Annotated in this window: 19 protein-coding genes and 1 riboswitch; of the genes, 7 read left to right on the top strand and 12 right to left on the bottom strand. The window is 37.8% G+C overall.

Annotated features, from left to right (window positions below):
* Positions 1-12 precede the first annotated feature (12 nt).
* Positions 13-846: an octanoyl-[GcvH]:protein N-octanoyltransferase gene (locus C1N55_RS04010; RefSeq protein ID WP_137727612.1), complete on the bottom strand. Its 834-nt coding sequence runs from the start codon at positions 844-846 to the stop codon at positions 13-15.
* Between the two features lie 283 nt (positions 847-1,129).
* Here C1N55_RS04010 and hemQ point away from each other — a divergent pair, with 283 nt between their 5' ends.
* Positions 1,130-1,882 carry a hydrogen peroxide-dependent heme synthase gene (hemQ, locus tag C1N55_RS04005; protein ID WP_137727611.1) on the top strand — a complete coding sequence of 251 codons (753 nt, stop codon included), beginning with the start codon at positions 1,130-1,132 and terminating at the stop codon, positions 1,880-1,882.
* A gap of 200 nt (positions 1,883-2,082) precedes the next feature.
* Here the strand turns inward: hemQ and C1N55_RS04000 are convergent, their stop codons facing one another.
* On the bottom strand, positions 2,083-2,265 hold the full coding sequence (locus C1N55_RS04000) for a hypothetical protein (RefSeq protein ID WP_137727610.1): 183 nt from the start codon (positions 2,263-2,265) through the stop codon (positions 2,083-2,085).
* Between the two features lie 669 nt (positions 2,266-2,934).
* Between C1N55_RS04000 and C1N55_RS03995 the strand changes: the two genes are divergently transcribed.
* Entirely contained in the window at positions 2,935-3,375 is a 441-nt protein-coding gene (locus C1N55_RS03995; protein ID WP_240758380.1) for a spore coat protein GerQ, read from the top strand.
* Positions 3,376-3,445: 70 nt separating this feature from the next.
* Here C1N55_RS03995 and C1N55_RS03990 read toward each other — a convergent pair whose 3' ends face one another.
* The 5 genes from C1N55_RS03990 to C1N55_RS03970 all read right to left on the bottom strand — a co-directional run bounded on the left by C1N55_RS03990 (position 3,446) and on the right by C1N55_RS03970 (position 6,730).
* Positions 3,446-4,642 (bottom strand): M20 family metallopeptidase, encoded by a 1,197-nt coding sequence (locus C1N55_RS03990; RefSeq protein ID WP_137727609.1) that lies wholly within the window; start codon positions 4,640-4,642, stop codon positions 3,446-3,448.
* 216 nt (positions 4,643-4,858) lie between these two features.
* Positions 4,859-5,239 carry a DUF423 domain-containing protein gene (locus C1N55_RS03985; RefSeq protein WP_137727608.1) on the bottom strand — a complete coding sequence of 127 codons (381 nt, stop codon included), beginning with the start codon at positions 5,237-5,239 and terminating at the stop codon, positions 4,859-4,861.
* A 106-nt stretch (positions 5,240-5,345) separates the two neighbouring features.
* A complete protein-coding gene (locus C1N55_RS03980) occupies positions 5,346-5,663 on the bottom strand; it encodes a YwdI family protein (protein WP_137727607.1) in 318 nt (105 codons plus the stop codon).
* A 3-nt stretch (positions 5,664-5,666) separates the two neighbouring features.
* On the bottom strand, positions 5,667-5,843 hold the full coding sequence (locus tag C1N55_RS20735) for a uracil-DNA glycosylase (protein ID WP_137727606.1): 177 nt from the start codon (positions 5,841-5,843) through the stop codon (positions 5,667-5,669).
* Between the two features lie 206 nt (positions 5,844-6,049).
* Positions 6,050-6,730 (bottom strand): uracil-DNA glycosylase, encoded by a 681-nt coding sequence (locus C1N55_RS03970; RefSeq protein WP_137727605.1) that lies wholly within the window; start codon positions 6,728-6,730, stop codon positions 6,050-6,052.
* Between the two features lie 262 nt (positions 6,731-6,992).
* Between C1N55_RS03970 and thiD the strand changes: the two genes are divergently transcribed.
* The 5 genes from thiD to ilvA all read left to right on the top strand — a co-directional run bounded on the left by thiD (position 6,993) and on the right by ilvA (position 12,020).
* Positions 6,993-7,826, top strand: coding sequence for a bifunctional hydroxymethylpyrimidine kinase/phosphomethylpyrimidine kinase (gene thiD, locus C1N55_RS03965; RefSeq protein WP_137727604.1), 834 nt, complete (start codon positions 6,993-6,995; stop codon positions 7,824-7,826).
* 122 nt (positions 7,827-7,948) lie between these two features.
* A complete protein-coding gene (locus C1N55_RS03960) occupies positions 7,949-8,299 on the top strand; it encodes a YojF family protein (RefSeq protein ID WP_137727603.1) in 351 nt (116 codons plus the stop codon).
* A gap of 14 nt (positions 8,300-8,313) precedes the next feature.
* Positions 8,314-8,994, top strand: coding sequence for a bacillithiol biosynthesis deacetylase BshB2 (bshB2, locus tag C1N55_RS03955; protein WP_137727602.1), 681 nt, complete (start codon positions 8,314-8,316; stop codon positions 8,992-8,994).
* Positions 8,995-9,236: 242 nt separating this feature from the next.
* Positions 9,237-10,589 (top strand): YjiH family protein, encoded by a 1,353-nt coding sequence (locus tag C1N55_RS03950; RefSeq protein WP_137727601.1) that lies wholly within the window; start codon positions 9,237-9,239, stop codon positions 10,587-10,589.
* Between the two features lie 168 nt (positions 10,590-10,757).
* On the top strand, positions 10,758-12,020 hold the full coding sequence (gene ilvA / locus C1N55_RS03945; RefSeq protein ID WP_137730530.1) for a threonine ammonia-lyase IlvA: 1,263 nt from the start codon (positions 10,758-10,760) through the stop codon (positions 12,018-12,020).
* Positions 12,021-12,501: 481 nt separating this feature from the next.
* Here ilvA and C1N55_RS03940 read toward each other — a convergent pair whose 3' ends face one another.
* From C1N55_RS03940 to C1N55_RS03920, 5 genes are all read right to left on the bottom strand, one after another.
* Positions 12,502-13,041, bottom strand: coding sequence for a hypothetical protein (locus C1N55_RS03940; protein WP_137727600.1), 540 nt, complete (start codon positions 13,039-13,041; stop codon positions 12,502-12,504).
* Between the two features lie 141 nt (positions 13,042-13,182).
* A complete protein-coding gene (locus C1N55_RS03935; RefSeq protein WP_137727599.1) occupies positions 13,183-13,485 on the bottom strand; it encodes a nuclease-related domain-containing protein in 303 nt (100 codons plus the stop codon).
* A gap of 169 nt (positions 13,486-13,654) precedes the next feature.
* Positions 13,655-14,452: an ABC transporter ATP-binding protein gene (locus C1N55_RS03930; RefSeq protein WP_137727598.1), complete on the bottom strand. Its 798-nt coding sequence runs from the start codon at positions 14,450-14,452 to the stop codon at positions 13,655-13,657.
* Positions 14,445-15,479 carry an ABC transporter permease gene (locus C1N55_RS03925; RefSeq protein WP_137727597.1) on the bottom strand — a complete coding sequence of 345 codons (1,035 nt, stop codon included), beginning with the start codon at positions 15,477-15,479 and terminating at the stop codon, positions 14,445-14,447. Before C1N55_RS03925 ends, C1N55_RS03930 begins: the two co-directional genes overlap by 8 nt.
* Before the next feature lie 29 nt (positions 15,480-15,508).
* A complete protein-coding gene (locus C1N55_RS03920; protein ID WP_137727596.1) occupies positions 15,509-16,516 on the bottom strand; it encodes an ABC transporter substrate-binding protein in 1,008 nt (335 codons plus the stop codon).
* Positions 16,517-16,886: 370 nt separating this feature from the next.
* A riboswitch (PreQ1 riboswitch) is annotated at positions 16,887-16,931 on the top strand.
* Positions 16,932-16,935: the final 4 nt, after the last annotated feature.

Raw genomic sequence — 16,935 nt, 5'->3', positions numbered from 1 at the left:
TCTATATGAAACTTATTTCTTAGCAAGCATTTTTTCATTCCGTTCAAGCACACGTTTTAAATAGAAAGTATAAAGTTCCAATTCTTCTTCATTTAATGATTGAACCATATTTTGATTACTTAATTGTTTTAAAACAGCTTGTAATCTAAATACTGTATCTTGAACTGTTAGTGGCATATTCAATAATTCACTCAAACTTGCCATGACTTCAGGACGAATTTTAGGAAAAGCAAATTTTGTCTCTTCCTCTTTCAAGCTAACATCATAAAAATCCTTCACTAGTTTAGCACGTTCACTGCCGCTACCTTCAATGCACAAGTAAATTTGAACAGCTATCCCCTGTCTTAGTCGGCGCTGGGATACCCCAGCAAATTTCTTTCCGCCAATACTTAAATCATAGGAACCTGGACAATAAGAACCGATAATTTCATAAGCTTCTATTTTGTCACAAGCTTCAGGGAATAACAGCTTAATAAGGTCTACCATGACATCATAGCCTTCATTTATATTAATGGCTTCTTGTTGTTCTGATAAGATGATTGAAATGTTTAACACGCCACTATCCAAAACTACCGCTAACCCACCAGAATTTCGAACAATTGCTTGGTAATCTTGTTCATTTAATAATTGAATACCCTCTTGAACAAATGGCAGTCGATGATCTTGAATTCCAAGCACAACCGTGTTGTCATGAACCCAAGTTCGAACTGTTGCACTTGACTGTAATTGCCCTACTAATTGACAGAGCGTATCATCCATAGCGAATGACTCAAGTGGCGTCCGGGATTTCATAGTGATTGATTGGTCGATAAAACGCCATGTATCTCGTTTTAATAAAGGATGCATTGTTGTTACTCCTACCTATTAATAATGTTAAGTTAAGCATACACGAAAAGCGTTTATTCTTTCAAATCGTTATCGTCAAGCTATAGAAAACTAGCCTTAATTTTTCTTTGAGCAAAAAATTGAATTAAGGAAAGGAAAATTGGAATACTTATACGGATTTTAAAATACACACACTCTTGTCAAATTAGTGAATTTCGACAGATTGTGCCGTTTCTTACAAGGAATTATTTTGATTTTATGCTAAGATACTTGTGAATGATTATCAATTAAGGAGTGTTATAAAATGAACGAAGCAGCAATTACATTAGATGGCTGGTACTGTTTACATGATTTCAGAGCTATCGACTGGACTTCTTGGAAATTAGTTTCCGAAGAAGAGCGTACTAACGCAGTGAATGAGTTCGTACAATATTTAGAAAAAATAAATGAATCCCATGTTGCTAAAACTGGTTCTCATGCATTTTATTCGATTATCGGCCAAAAAGCTGATTTTATGTTAATGATTCTTCGTGAAACACCTGAAGAACTGCAAGAATTAGAAGCTGAATTAAATAAATTAGCAATCGCTGATTTCACAGTACCAACTTATTCTTATGTTTCTGTAGTTGAGCTATCGAACTATTTAGCAAAAGATTCTGATGAAGATCCTTACCAAAATCCACATGTCCGTGCAAGACTGTACCCAGAATTGCCACGTACAAAATACGTTTGCTTCTATCCAATGGACAAGCGTCGTGAAGGTAATGATAACTGGTATATGCTTGATATGGAGCACCGTCGTAAGTTAATGCATTCTCATGGTTTAATTGGTCGCAGCTATGCAGGTAAAATTAAACAAATCATTACTGGATCAGTTGGATTAGATGATCATGAATGGGGCGTTACACTATTCTCTGAAGATATGCTTCAATTCAAAAAAATCGTCTACGAAATGCGTTTTGACGAAGTATCTGCTCGCTACGGTGAATTCGGTGAGTTCTTAGTTGGGAACTTATTGGACAATGACAAATTAGCTACATTCTTAACTGTAAAATAGAAAAGCGGAAGGTGCTCGCCCAGCTCCGACAACAATTGGAAGAATCGACAAAAGGACGCCCTTAGTCCTTGCAGACGATTCTGAAATTGTCAGAGGAGCTAGCACCTACAGCTAGACATAAAGAAAAGCGGAAGGTGCTTGCTAAGCTCCGATAACATTGAAAGAAATTAAAACGAGACGTAAATCGAATTAATCGATTTTTACGCCTCGTTTTTTTCTTGCTCTTCTTTTGTTTTCAATATGATGATGATTGTATGAATAAAGAATCCAATAAAGACAATTAACACAAACAAATACCAATGCAACGGCTGCCCGTAAAAACTTGCGATAACAAATGATAGTATCGCACTGATGACTATTGAAATCCATATACCAAATTGCACAGGATCAACCCCTATTTTTTTCTCTTAATAACGATTTCCCTTTTACATTTATAAGACTGCTTAAAAAAACAGATAACGACCATTACCCTAGTTTTATTTTATTAATAATTCGATATTTTTATACAAAATCTAAGAACTATTTACTTCATTGTACATACATTAAAAACATGGGCGAATTTTTATAATTTTTTATTCTGAATTGGTCGCTAGTGCATAAAGTGTTATGAGGAGGTATGCCATATAGCTGATTTAGCAGACAATGATACTCAAGCTTTCGTCTAAAGAGATGGAGAATTTGCCATGTTGTTGGTAAGCATGTTTGTTCAGACAGTTTTAACAATTGCTTGCATATAAAAAATTGAAAGGCTTAAACTGATGGTTTACTTAAATCCAGGCGACTTTGTAGTACTTTAACCAGACTATCTAATCCACATGCATGGCCTAAAAGAACATCGAATTAGCTGGAGCTTGTCATTAATGGCGAACACTTCCAACTTGCAGAAAGATCATTATGGTTTTCCGTCTCTACTGGAGTCTGTCCTACCCGGTAGTTAAGTCAACTAAAAATAGGACTCTATAAAATACATTGTTCATCTCGCCTCCAACACCAGACTTTCTAAAGGTCTAGCTTTCCTAAAGCAAAAATAAAAAAATGAAAGGGTGTTTTTTTTGACATATTATAATTGGGGTCAAATGGGTCAACAACAGTATCCAACAGGACAATTTCCAAGCGGGCAATTTCCAAGTGGCCAGTTTGGAAATGTTCAAGCTCCGTCTGGACAAATGACTACACCGCCAGCTCAAAGTACAGTAAGAATGGGCACTATACCTACAGCACGCGAAGAATCGTATATCGAAAATATTTTAAGACTAAACCGTGGAAAAATAGGGACATTTTATTTTACAATTCCATCAGGTGAAGTAGGAGAAAATCAAGGCGGAACAACTAGAGTAGTGCGTGGCGCAGTAGTAGAAGCAGGCCGAGATCATGCAATTATTGCTGAAGCAGATACAGGTCATTATTACTTATTCCCTATGATTTACTTCGATTTCGCAGAGTTTACCGAACCATTAACATATTTACCTGGTTCAACATTGCCGCCAAGATAATAAATGGGAAAACATAAAAAAGAGTAGACAAAGTTGATGTGCAACCTTGCCTACAACTCGTAATCCACTTCTAAATTGAAGTGGATATTTTTTTGCTTTGCTTTAAGTATTTTAATGTAGCCAAGCCAAGTGTTTTAGCTGCAATTAACATGGCTCTTTCATCAAAGTTAAATTGAGCATGGTGATGTGGATAAGCTTCTTCCCAAGCTGGATCCTTTGCCCCTGTAATGAAAAACGTACCTGGAACCTTCTCCAAATAATAGGCAAAATCTTCTCCCACCATTAAAGGAGCACATTCACTCACATTTTTCACTTCTGAAATTTGGCAAGCGACGTCTGCAAGAAATTGCGTTTCTTTTTTATGGTTCACCACTGGTGGATATCCTCTTGTAAATGCATACTCATAGCTTGCATGGAAACCATCACAAACCGATTTAAGCAATAACTCAATTTCATGTTCTATCTGCGTACGGACCTGTTCGTCAAAGGTACGCACCGTTCCTTTCAACTCAACCTTTTCCGCAATTACATTAAACGGATTAATCGCTTCAAAGTGTCCAATTGAAACAACAGCTGACTTCAAAGGATCAATTCTTCTAGAAACAACTGTCTGAAGCTGGGTGATAAATTGGGATGCTACAACAATCGAATCAACCGAATGATGCGGCTCTGCACCATGGCCCCCTTTTCCCTGAATCGTAATTTCCAATCGATCAGCCGCAGCCATAATCGCACCATTACGTACCAGCACATCTCCAAGAGGAGTTGGTGCCCATAAATGTGTACCAAATATGACATCGACCCCGTCCAAGCATCCATCTTCAATCATTGGCTTTGCTCCACCTGGTGCAATTTCTTCCGCAAATTGATGAATAAATACAATATTCCCTTGGAGGTCATCTTTTATTTCAACTAACGCTTTAGCCAAAACTAAAAGGGTTGCTGTATGACCATCGTGTCCACATGCATGCATCACACCATCCACTTTGGATTTATAGGAGATATCGTTTTGCTCATGAATAGCCAGTGCATCGAAGTCAGCACGTAACGCTACTGTTTTCCCGGGTTTTGCCCCTCTTAATGTCGCAACAACTCCTCGTCCTCCAACCCCTTCTCGTACTTCAAGTCCAAGTTTTCGGTGAAAATTTGCTATATAGATAGGCGTATGCACTTCTTGAAATGATAGCTCAGGATTTTCATGTAAATGGCGTCTGATTGAAACCATTTCATCATAATGGCTTTCCAATAGAGTCAACAATTGTTCCATTATAAATAACGCTCCTTTCCCATTTATGTATTTTCAACAATATATGTTGCTTTCAATAATTTACTCTTGATATGGATAACTTTATCATGTTTTCATAAGGTTAAAAATGATATTTGTTAGTAAATTCAAAAAATTAATCACAAACTACTAATATTTCAGGGATTAAAAAAAGAATTACAAGAAGTTTTCTCGTAATTCTCATAAATATCAACTCTTTTAATTTTTTTGTTGTAAAGTTGCAACAAGCAGAAGAATCCATCCCGCTAAGAAGAGCACGCCACCAATTGGTGTAATCGCTCCTAAGATCCCGATTCCCGAAAGTGCTAATATATATAAACTTCCTGAGAAGAATACGATTCCTAAATTCATGCAAATTGCGGCGATTTTCAGTTGTTTGATTGAACCAAATAGCTTTGGACTCATTAATATCCCAATGGCAACAATTGCGATCGTATGGAACATTTGATACTGGACAGCTTTTTCCCAAATTCCAATGCCGTACTCATCTAAAACGTTATCAAGAGCATGTGCTCCAAATGCACCTAAAGCAACTACTAAAAATCCGTGAATTGCACCTGAAATAATTGATCCCTTCATGTATAAACCTCTCTTTTATGTATAATTTTTAAGTAAGCAGTTTAGAACCGGCTCCGACTGTATGGTGATTGGTAGGGTAATTTTTTAACCTTGAACTTCCCCACATTTAAAAGTCGAAAATGGATTCACCATTCGCATCATCTTCTTTCAGCTTCCCACCATTAAGAGTATTGGAATTTTGAACAATATTAGGTGATTGCGTCGAGATTGGGTTTGATTGAAAGCTTTGTAATGGTTGCGTAATCAAAGCTGACGTATAGGCTTGTACTTTTGTTGTTGAATTTTGATTGCCATTAGATAATCCAACATTGCATAATGCTCGAATGGCACTTAATTGTTCACGAATATACTGTTCGTCCGTACTATTTTTAGTACCGGCTACAAGCTGCTCAATTTCTAGTAACAACGCTTGATATGAAATCATTCTCTAGGGCTCCCCTACTGTTTGTTTAGGTGAAAACTGCATGCAGTCCAGACCAGAAGATTGTTTTACTACTACTGAAGGAAGCTGCTTTGTTTTAAAGTTATAAGCTGTGCAAGAGCGAGGATTACGGGCGTCCCATGTCACACGAAAATACCGGCATTTAAAACAGTTTACTTTCATAACCACTTCCCTACTTTCTATTCCAATTTAACAGATTTCAAATACTGTGAAAAGCTATGTGAGTCGGAGCTCTATGGTTCATAACGATTGAGTTTCTTTTGTAGTGAGCTACCTTCGTTTCTTTAAGAGCTGTTCGCTGCCTTTCGAGCGGCTTTGTCACTTATGAGCAACTTCTCTTTTGTTTTGGACGACTACTCAGTACCACTCTAATCCTCCAAACACCAATCAATTGGTACTTGGCCCCATTCAATTAACTTATTATTAATTTTTGAGAAAGGTTTACTGCCAAAAAAACCTCGATGGGCACTTAACGGACTTGGATGTGGTGCCTGTAAAACAAAATGGTGATCACCATACTTTTCAATAATTGTTCGTTTTGTTTGTGCCGGCTTTCCCCAGAGAACAAATATAATAGGTTCTTCTCTTCTTGCTAAATTTTCGATAACAAAATCCGTGAATTGTTCCCAGCCTCGCCCTTTATGTGAGTTTGCCTCACCTTGCCGAACAGTTAATACTGTATTTAATAAGAAGACCCCCTGATGTGCCCAATTCATTAAATAACCGTCCTCTGGTATTCTACATCCTAAATCGCTCTCCAGCTCTTTAAAAATATTTCGTAAGCTCGGTGGTTTGGGGACACCTTTCTTCACAGAAAAAGACATTCCGTGAGCTTGAGCAGGGCCGTGATATGGATCTTGTCCTAAAATCACAACTTTCACATCTTTATAGGCAACAGCGTAAAATGCACTCATGACTTCTTCTTTAGGTGGATAAACTGTTGAAAGGCTATATTGCTCTTCTATAAATTTTCTCAATTCAGTATAATAGGCTTTTTCAAATTCCGGAGCCAAAATTTCTTCCCAATCGTTATTAACTATTTTCTTCATAAAACACACCTCCTTTTAAAACTACTTTATCAAGGTTCCCGTTTCAATAGGAGATTCTTTTCGAAATCTACCAAATTTGTGAAAACCCATGCTAGTGGCTTTCCAAAGTCAATTAGTTGATTTCGATTTAATTTCAGTTCATACTATACTAAATCTTTACTGACCTTATATTTTTTATATGAACTGGCTATTTTTATATAGTCAGAATTATACTATACTTTAGAACATTAATTTTATTATGTAGGTGAAGGAGTAAACGATTATGGCATTGAAAAAAACTTTAACTATAGCAGGTTCCGACGCTTCAGGTGGTGCAGGATTAGAAGCAGATTTAAAAGCTTTTGAAGAACATGATACTTACGGGATGGCGGCCGTTACTGTTATCGCTACGATGGATCCTGATAATAACTGGAATCACGGCGTTTATACATTACCAATCGATGTCCTGCAAGCCCAATTAAAGACGGCATTCTCCACTGGAATCGATGCTTTAAAAACAGGTATGTTATCTACAGAAGAAGTTATTCAAACGACTGGTGAAGCAATTAGTGCATCTGGCGTAAAAAATGTTGTTATTGACCCGGTTATGGTATGTAAAGGGGAAGATGAAGTTTTAAACCCAGGTACAGTGGATGCTATGATTCAATATCTATTGCCAAATGCTCTTGTAACAACACCCAACCTTTTCGAGGCTGGACAATTAGCTGGAACAGGTACTCCAAAAACAATCGAAGAAATGAAAGCAGCCGCTGAAAAAATTAAAGCTCTAGGTGCAAAGAATGTAATCATTAAAGGTGGTCGTGCACTAGATACTGAAAAAGCTGTCGATTTATTCTACGATGGCGAAAAATTCTATTTACTTGAAACACCAAAAGTAGAAACTACATACAACCACGGTGCTGGTTGTACATTTGCTGCTAGTGTCACTGCTAACCTAGCAAACGGACTATCTGTTAAAGATTCAGTCTTTGAAGCAAAAGAATTTGTAGCAGCAGGAATTAAACACGGGTGGAAATTAAACCAATTCGTCGGCCCCGTTTATCACGGTGCAAAACCTCGTCTAGGTGCACCAGAAGTTACAATTAAAGAAGTCTAAACTGTTTATGTACCAGGTCCTAAAACGATTCGAAATATTCGAAATTGTTTAAGGGCCTGGTACTTTCATTCATTTGCCAAATTGACTATAATTAGACTATTAGATGTGAAAGGAGAATTAAGATGAAGGAAGTACAAATTGACGAGCTCCAAGAATTGCTTAATTCTTTTGCAAATAAAGATGTTTATATTCATCTAGAAACTACAAATGGAGCCTATGCCTCCCATTTTGATGAAAGAGTATTTAATGCAGGGGCATTTATCCGAAATGCTAGAATTCGTTATGAACTTGCTAAAATAATAAACGATACCCCTCACCGTGTAGGTTTAAAAATGGACCATGGCTGGGTTTATGCACAGGGTATTACCCATTATGAATTAGATGAAAAAGGCCGACTATTGATGGCTGGATTAGACTTTACAGGGAAACTTGCTGTTGCACTAGAAATTAGTGAAACACCATTTTCTTATTAAGGAGTGGATTTTACATGTCATTACAACCACAACGTCAAATTTTAGTAGTCTTCCCTCATCCAGACGATGAAGCTTTCTCATCTGCCGGAACAATTAGAATGTACCGTAATATGGGTGTCCCTGTTACATATGCATGCTTAACTTTAGGTGAAATGGGACGCAATCTTGGCAACCCTCCATTTGCAACTCGTGAATCTTTACCGGAGATTCGCCGCGAAGAGCTAAAGGCTGCCTGTGAAGTTATGGGCATTGAGGATCTAAGAATGATGGGATTACGCGATAAAACCGTGGAATTCGAAGATGATGAAAAAATGGTCAGCTTAGTGAAAGGGTTAATCGATGAGCTCAATCCTTCATTAATCATCACCTTCCTACCTGGATATGCAGTACATCCAGATCATGAAGCAACAGCGCGAGCAGTATTTGAAACGGTACGTCGTATGCCAAAAGAAAATCGCCCAACAATTTATGCTGTGGGCTTTGCCAACAACACCATTGCCGAAAAAGGGGAACCAACTCTTCAAATTGACGTGAGCAGCGTTAAGCTTGAAAAGGTAAAAGCATTACAGGCACATGCTTCCCAAACTGCATGGATGATTGAAGAAAATGCGAAGCGTACTGATGATGGCCGACCGATGAGTGATAGTTGGTTACATTACGAGCGATTTTATGTAATTAACCAGGATATTTTGTAATTTTTTGGAGTAGGAATTGAAATCCTACTCCCTTTTTTTTGCAGTTTATAGTATACTTTCATTAGATTGTCATTATTCAGAAATTAACGAAAAGTTTGTCGACACTTTCCTTTTCAAAGTCTCAATCTGCCTAGTATTTTCAGAATTATAGAACTTTATTAAACTTATTTACACGTGTATATAAAAACTATATAGTGTATAAATATTCAATACCAAAACATCATATAAAAGAGGGACAACATATGACAAAAAAATTTAGTACATATACATGGTTTCTTTTTATCTTTCTTTCTTTAGTTGGAATTATCTTATTCATTACTCCAATTAATACTGAAGACGGTTTAAAAGTACCCATCGCTATACTTGCCAATACACTTTCTGCTAATGTTACAGGCTTTATTCACTGGTTTGCCTATATCGTCTTTATCATCGCTGCTGTTGGTGCATTAATTATTAAATTCGTACCAGAGACAGACGAAAGAACTTTACTGGATTCTTTATTCCGTGTGAATTGGTTCTGGACAACTATGCGTATTTTAGCTGTGATTTTTGCGAGTATGTATTTATTCCAGGTCGGACCAGAAAGCTTTACAAGTGATATTACTACCGGATTATTAATCACTCCTGACGGCGGTTTAGTAACAATGATGTTCTCATTGTTCTTGTTTGCAGGGTTACTGCTACCTTTATTAACAGACTTTGGTTTACTGGAATTCTTCGGATCCATGATGGTTAAAATAATGCGTCCACTATTTAAAATTCCTGGACGTTCAGCAATTGACTGTTTGGCTTCTTTCGTGGGAGACGGAACAATCGGTGTTCTATTAACAAGCAGACAATATGAGGAAGGTAATTATACTGCTCGAGAAGCTGCTACGATTGCCACAACATTCTCTGTTGTTTCGATTACTTTCTGTTTCGTAGTGCTTGATACAGTAAGTTTAAACAACTATTTCTTACAATTTTATGGTTCGGTAATTTTAGTTTCAATTATTCTTGCGCTCATTATGCCCCGTATCTTCCCATTGCGTGGCAAACCTGATACGAATTTCAATGGCTCCACTCCACTGGAAAGCAGCGAAATCGTACCAGAAGGTTTTAACTCTTTTTCATTCGGTTTAAACAGCGCTTTATCTAAGGCTGATAACAACAAAAATTTAGGAAGAGTAATTGGTTCTGGCTTTAAAAACGTTCTGGAAATGTGGTTCGCGATTACACCGGTTATTATGGCTTTCGGTACAATTGCATTAGTTCTTGCTGAGTACACAAGCTTCTTTAAAATTTTAGGTATGCCATTTGAGCCGATCCTAGCTTTACTGCAAATTCCTTTTGCTGACGAAGCAGCTCAAACAATGATTGTTGGTTTCGCCGATATGTTATTACCTTCTATTTTAGGTGCGGGCATTGAATCCGAGTTAACTCGTTTCTTCATTGCCACAGTATCTGTAACACAATTAATCTACATGTCTGAGGTCGGTGGATTAATTTTAGGAACAAAGCTACCACTTAAAATTTGGGATCTGTTCTTGATTTTCTTAATCCGTACACTTATCTCGATTCCAATCATTGCACTTCTTGCACACTTAATATTCTAATTCTCTAGGACTGGCTGATGCCGGTCCTTTTTTCGTTTGATTTCTATTTTATACCGCCATGAAGCTGTTTAAAGCTGAATTTTTTGAATTAAAAAATAATTCATAAAAAACGTGTCATTTTGTGATAAAATGAGTCAATGGTTGATTGAAAACGGAGGTAACAAAACGATGGAAGTTGTTAATTCAAAAAGTATCGCTGTGGAAAACGTGTTAATCGCACATCAACATTTAAAGGATGTCGTATTACATACCCCACTTCAAAAGAATGAGTATTTATCTGAAAAATACAAAGCCAATATTTACATTAAACGTGAGGATCTCCAACACGTTCGATCCTTCAAATTACGCGGGGCATTCTATAAAATCAAAAAAATCGAAGAAGCTGCCCGCAAAAGTGGCGTTGTTTGTGCCAGTGCAGGTAACCATGCACAAGGCGTGGCATTTGCCTGTGCACACTTAAACATTAAAGGTAGAATTTTCATGCCATTAACGACGCCAAAGCAAAAAATTGATCAAGTCCGCATGTTTGGTCGCAATAATATCGAAATCATTTTAGAAGGCGATACATTCGATGATTCTGCCACTGCAGCAAAGGAATATAGCTCGGAGCATAATATGATTTTCATCCATCCTTTCGACGATCTAGACATTATCGCCGGACAAGGCACTGTTGCAGTTGAAGTATTAAACGATATCGAGGAACCGCTTGATTACATTTTCGGAGGTATTGGAGGTGGCGGTTTGATGGCCGGTATCTCATCTTATATAAAAAATATATCACCAAACAGCAAGGTAATCGGGGTTGAGCCAGCAGGTGCGGCTAGCATGAAAGCGGCCTTTGATAACGGTGGTCCCACTACTCTGGCGAAAATCGATAAGTTCTGTGACGGTACCGCTGTCCAATGCGTTGGTACAAAAACCTATGAAATTTGCAACAATTATTTAGACGATATTGTCGTTGTTCCTGAAGGAAAAGTAAGTACAACAATTTTGGATTTGTATAATAAGCATGCGATTGTAGCTGAGCCTTCTGGTGCACTTCCCGTTTCTGCACTTGATTTCTATGCTGAAGAAATCGTTGGAAAATCAGTAGTTGTGGTGATCACTGGCGGCAACAATGACATCAGCCGAATGCAGGAAATCAAAGAGAAATCTTTGTTGTATGAGGGACTGCTTTATTACTTTATCGTCAACTTCCCTCAACGTGCTGGCGCCCTACGTCAATTCTTAACAGTAGTGCTAGGGCCAAACGATGACATTACGACTTTCGAATATACAAAGAAAAATAACAAAGAAAGCGGCCCTGCCCTAGTTGGTATCGAAGTCACTCACCCTGAAGACTACCAAGGCCTTGTCAACCGGATGCGCATCAACGGCTTCGAATTCACCGAAGTCAATAAAGATAGTCAACTCTTTGGATTGCTGGTTTAGTAGATTGAATTGGAGAACACTCGGATTTTTATGATTCGGGTGTTTTTTTGTTTGGGGTGGCGCTGACGGTTTTGTGCTGATGAATGAATTTTACTTGTGACTTTTACTCTTTTACTTGCGATTTCGCTCTACTTACTTGCGACTTTTGCTCCATTACTTGCGAGTTTCTTTTTTACTTGCGGGTTTACTCTGTTTACTTGCGACTTCTCTTAGCTTACTTGCGACTTTTGCTCTTTTACTTGCGAGTTTACTCTGTTTACTTGCGAGTTTACTCTGTTTACTTGCGACTTCGCTCCACTTACTTGCGACTTTTGCTCTTTTACTTGCGAGTTTCTTTTTACTTGCGGGTTTACTCTGTTTACCTGCGACTTCACTTTACTTACTTGCGACTTTTGCTCTTTTACTTGCGAGTTTCTTTTTTACTTGCGGTTTCACTCTGTTTACTTGCGACTTCGCTCCACGTTCTTGCGGCTCCTTCTTCCTACGTTCTCCTCCTAACAACAACTTCTTCTACAAAATCAGGAATTTTATATTTTCTATTTTTATAAGTCCCTATATACTCCCAATCTAATTTCTTTAAAATTCGATGTGCAGCAAATTGTGAATCAATCCCCAAAAACTCCCTTAACTCCCGATTCGTAATCCATTCACTTATTAAATAGCGGTAGTCGGATAGAGCTTCAAGATGAGCATCCTTGTTTTTCATACCGCATCTCTCACATTTAAAGCTCCCGTATTCAAATCTCATTACATTTTTATAGTCACACTTCTTACAGAGCACACCTTTACGTAGCTTTGTAGGATTCACTTTAGCTTTCCAATCTTTTCGCTGATGGTGGTTCATTAAATCTGTTTTAAGCATTTCAAATTGGTTAAGGGATATGTTTGGTTCTCGATGTTTATTGAATAATTTCTCGAGTTCGGTTTGTAAGCCGCTTGCGTGGAAAATGGAATGACCCTTTGGAATTGCTCCAATGATTGTGTAATCACTCACGATAATTATAGAAGTTTCAACTGGCAAATTGATTTTTATATCACGAAACTTCCTAGAAATAAATTCAGCGTGGCGTTTAATTTGGTTTACTGGGTTTCTGAATGATTCTATTAATCCTTCCTGGTTTGTTCGAATTAGTTGGTGTTTCGACTCATCGATATCTAGACGTCAACCGATGTTCTTTATTTCGATTAGCCAAATGAAATGTGGGGTCAAAAGGAGTGTGTCAATTTGATGGGAGTAACCTGCGCTATTAATGGTTTCATAGCTATGAAAGAGATTGTAGCGACACGGAATAGTTAGTTCATTCCACAACTGATCTACCCAGAGTTCCCCATCATATCCTTTCCTTTGCACAATGTACTGCTCCATATAAAAACTATAATCGGCTTGTTCATTTTCAGGTAACCTCCGCAGTAAAGCTTCTAGATTTATAAGTTTGCTAGATTTTTGTCTTTTAAGAATTTCCATTCACTTCCCTCCTTAAATTCATTTTAGAGACAAACCATTGATCTTGCAAAAGCCCCTAAAAACCTCTTTCACTTAAATTCATTTTTTCAGCATAAAAAAAGAGAAGAAACTTCGCTTTTCGCAAAGAATCTCCTCTGAAAATTTTATTTTTCACTACTCCTACTAACCTCTAGCTCCCCAGTAACGCCCGGTCTGAGTTCATTTTTTCTCCGCGGATGTTTTCGAATTCCGACATTAAGTCTGGGATTGTTAGTGTTGGTTTTTTCGCTTCATCAATCGATAAAATGATTTGTCCTTTATCCATCATGATCAATCGGTTGCCAAGATCGATTGCTTGCTGCATATTGTGCGTCACCATTAAGGTTGTTAAGTTGCCCTCTTCTACCAATTGCTTTGTCAATCGAGTGATTAACTCCGCACGCGATGGATCGAGGGCAGCTGTATGTTCATCCAATAATAAAATTGACGGCTTTGTGAAGGTTGCCATCAACAGTGATAACGCTTGGCGCTCTCCACCTGAAAGCATGCCCACCTTCGCATTAAAGCGGTTTTCAAGCCCTAGCCCCAATTTCTCTAGTGACGACTTAAAGAAATCGCGTCGAGTACGGCTTACCCCTTTTCTAAAAGTCCGTTTCGCATTACGCGAATACGCTATAGCCAAATTCTCCTCGATTGTCATCGACGGTGCAGTACCTGCCATTGGATCTTGGAAGACTCGACCGATGTATTGAGAACGTTTATATTCCGGTAATTTCGTTACTTCTTTCCCTTCAATGGTTACAGCCCCAAAGTCAGGTGTTAAGGCGCCGGAAATCATATTCATCATTGTCGATTTTCCAGCACCATTACTTCCGATTATAGTTACAAAATCTCCCGGTGCTAAATGTAGATTAATATTATCTAAGGCGATTTTTTCATCAGGAGTGCCTTCATTAAAAATCTTATTGATGCCCTCTAATTTAAGCAAGGTGATTCCCTCCTTGCATCATTTCTGTTTGCTGATTGAGACGCTCAATCCGCCTTTTTTCTTTTCGTTTTTTCTCGCGTCGCTTATCTACCATTTGTGGGATGACTAATGCTAATATAACGATAATCGCGGTAATTAACTTCATATCTGAAGTGTCTAACCAGTCGATACGTAATGCAACGGCATAAATGATTCGATAAATAATTGCCCCGGCAACAACTGCCAGTGTCGTACGGAAGATTGTCTTTGTTCCAAAGATGGCTTCCCCGATAATTACCGATGCAAGACCAATTACAATCATCCCAATCCCCATATTTGCATCAGCAAATTTTGAATATTGAGCGATTAAAGCTCCAGAAAATGCAACTAAGGCATTAGAAAGACCCAGTCCTAATACAATTAGGCCATCCGTGTTCGCCGAGAAGCTACGAATCATTCGTTTATTATCGCCTGTTGCACGAATTGCAAGCCCCACTTCCGTTTTTAAGAACCAATCTGCAATAAACTTGATGATGAGTGTAATAATCAACACTACTAAAATGGTACCCCAAGTGGATGGAGCTGATTGAAAGCCTAACGTATTTTTTATAAAGTTTGTTAGAGCTGCATCAATCCCCAAATTACTCCAAAAACTATTAAACTGTGAAAAAATTGTATCAGCATTTATCAGTGGAATATTGGGTTTCACAATTGCATTTTCTGCAGATAATCCCATAATACGAAGATTGATAGAATATAACGCAATCATCATTAAAATCCCTGAAAGTAATGGATTTATCTTTCCTTTTGTGTGTAATAGACCTGTCATACATCCTGCAATAAATCCAGCAACAATTGCCATTAATGTAGCTAGTATCGGGTGGTAGCCCAGTGCAATCATCATTGCTGCAGTAGCTGCCCCAGTAACGAAGCTTCCATCAACCGTTAAATCCGGAAAATCCAACACTCGGAATGTCAGATACACTCCGAGTGCCATAATTGCATAGATGATTCCTTGCTCAACTGAACCGAACATCGCTGTAAACATATTGAATCATCTCCTAACTAACTTCTAATTTATTCGTATACTTCCGCGTTCCAGGATTCACCGATTTCAAGACCTAAAGTATCGGCAGCACCTTTATTAATAAGTAATTTTAGGTTTGCAGGATATGCAGATGGAATTTCAGAAGGTGTAGCTTCTCCATTTAAAATTTTCACTGCCATTTCCCCAGCTTCATAGCCGATATCATAGTATTCAAATCCGTAGGCACCTAATCCGCCACGTTCAACTGAATCTAGCTCCCCTACCATTAAAGGAAGTTGGTTAGCGCTTGCTACTTCAATTACTGATTCTAGCGCAGATACAACTGTGTTATCAGTAATGATATAAAGCGAATCCACTTTACCAAGTAATGATTCTGTTGCTTGTTTTACCTCTGCTGATGTAGAAACAGCTGCTTCTACTAATTCAAGACCAGCCTCTTCCAATAACCCTTTAACTTGTTCAATTTGTGCAACAGAGTTTTGCTCACCAGTGTTATATACTGTCCCGACTTTTTTCGCACCTAATTCGTCTTTTAAAAATGTGACTGTATTTGCAATTGTATCTGGATGCAAGTCAACCGTACCTGTAACATTTCCACCTGGTGCTTCCATGGAGTCGATTAGCTCTGCACCTACTGCATCTGTAACAGATGTGAAAAGAATTGGAATATCTGATGTTGCCCCTTTAACTGCTTGGGCTGATGGAGTTGAATTTGCAAAAATTAAATCAACACCTTCATTCACTAAGTTTTGGGCAATTGTTGTGTTCATACTTTGATCGTTTTGGGCATTTTCCTCGACAAATTCAACTTCTAAACCAGCCTCTTCCAATGCTGCTTTAAAACCTTCAGTTGCCGCATCTAATGATGGATGCTCTACGATTTGTGTAATTCCTACTTTGAATGTTTTTCCTTCTTCAGTTGTTCCAGTACTAGTATCTCCTGTAGATTCGGTAGATGTTTCACTACCACCACAAGCGGCTAATAAAAGCACCAGTCCAAATAGTAAGAACGAAATTTTTTTCGTACTATTTTTCATGTTGGTTCCCCCTAATTCTTCTCTTAACTTACCTGACTCTTTTTGAATAAATATATCATTCTATTTTACTATTCAAAAAATTCGAGTTTGTCGATTATATTACATCGAACCATTTTAATAGTCAATAACATTTAGAATGTTCTGAAATCAATAATTCCAAAATACTTCTCCCACCAAAGTAATTCGCCACTTTAAACCGCTAAAGTACAACTTTCGGACCAGAAAAATATTATATTAATAAAACATAAAATCTGTGACAACTTTTCGACATTCTTCATATCCTTTCAAACTAACTATTCTTTTATCTAACACCATTTAATAATAATTTGACATTCCTACGAAATTATAATAATATATTTCTCTGTGTGCTTTTCACGTGGTTCGAGACCATCCCACGAAAAAAAACTAAGGAGAAATGA

It is taken from the genome of Lysinibacillus sp. SGAir0095, assembly GCF_005491425.1.
GTDB lineage: Bacteria > Bacillota > Bacilli > Bacillales_A > Planococcaceae > Ureibacillus.
Note: the sequence above shows the minus strand (reverse complement) of the source record. Positions and strands in the feature narration are given on the sequence as shown.

What these genes read in the sequence shown, in the direction of transcription:
- C1N55_RS04010 (WP_137727612.1), bottom strand. Translation starts at nt 846, where the DNA reads ATGCATCCTTTATTAAAACGAGATACATGGCGTTTTATCGACCAATCA.
- hemQ (WP_137727611.1), top strand. Translation starts at nt 1,130, where the DNA reads ATGAACGAAGCAGCAATTACATTAGATGGCTGGTACTGTTTACATGAT.
- C1N55_RS03990 (WP_137727609.1), bottom strand. Translation starts at nt 4,642, where the DNA reads ATGGAACAATTGTTGACTCTATTGGAAAGCCATTATGATGAAATGGTT.
- C1N55_RS03985 (WP_137727608.1), bottom strand. Translation starts at nt 5,239, where the DNA reads ATGAAGGGATCAATTATTTCAGGTGCAATTCACGGATTTTTAGTAGTT.
- C1N55_RS03980 (WP_137727607.1), bottom strand. Translation starts at nt 5,663, where the DNA reads ATGATTTCATATCAAGCGTTGTTACTAGAAATTGAGCAGCTTGTAGCC.
- C1N55_RS20735 (WP_137727606.1), bottom strand. Translation starts at nt 5,843, where the DNA reads ATGAAAGTAAACTGTTTTAAATGCCGGTATTTTCGTGTGACATGGGAC.
- C1N55_RS03970 (WP_137727605.1), bottom strand. Translation starts at nt 6,730, where the DNA reads ATGAAGAAAATAGTTAATAACGATTGGGAAGAAATTTTGGCTCCGGAA.
- thiD (WP_137727604.1), top strand. Translation starts at nt 6,993, where the DNA reads ATGGCATTGAAAAAAACTTTAACTATAGCAGGTTCCGACGCTTCAGGT.
- C1N55_RS03960 (WP_137727603.1), top strand. Translation starts at nt 7,949, where the DNA reads ATGAAGGAAGTACAAATTGACGAGCTCCAAGAATTGCTTAATTCTTTT.
- bshB2 (WP_137727602.1), top strand. Translation starts at nt 8,314, where the DNA reads ATGTCATTACAACCACAACGTCAAATTTTAGTAGTCTTCCCTCATCCA.
- C1N55_RS03950 (WP_137727601.1), top strand. Translation starts at nt 9,237, where the DNA reads ATGACAAAAAAATTTAGTACATATACATGGTTTCTTTTTATCTTTCTT.
- ilvA (WP_137730530.1), top strand. Translation starts at nt 10,758, where the DNA reads ATGGAAGTTGTTAATTCAAAAAGTATCGCTGTGGAAAACGTGTTAATC.
- C1N55_RS03935 (WP_137727599.1), bottom strand. Translation starts at nt 13,485, where the DNA reads ATGGAAATTCTTAAAAGACAAAAATCTAGCAAACTTATAAATCTAGAA.
- C1N55_RS03925 (WP_137727597.1), bottom strand. Translation starts at nt 15,479, where the DNA reads ATGTTTACAGCGATGTTCGGTTCAGTTGAGCAAGGAATCATCTATGCA.
- C1N55_RS03920 (WP_137727596.1), bottom strand. Translation starts at nt 16,516, where the DNA reads ATGAAAAATAGTACGAAAAAAATTTCGTTCTTACTATTTGGACTGGTG.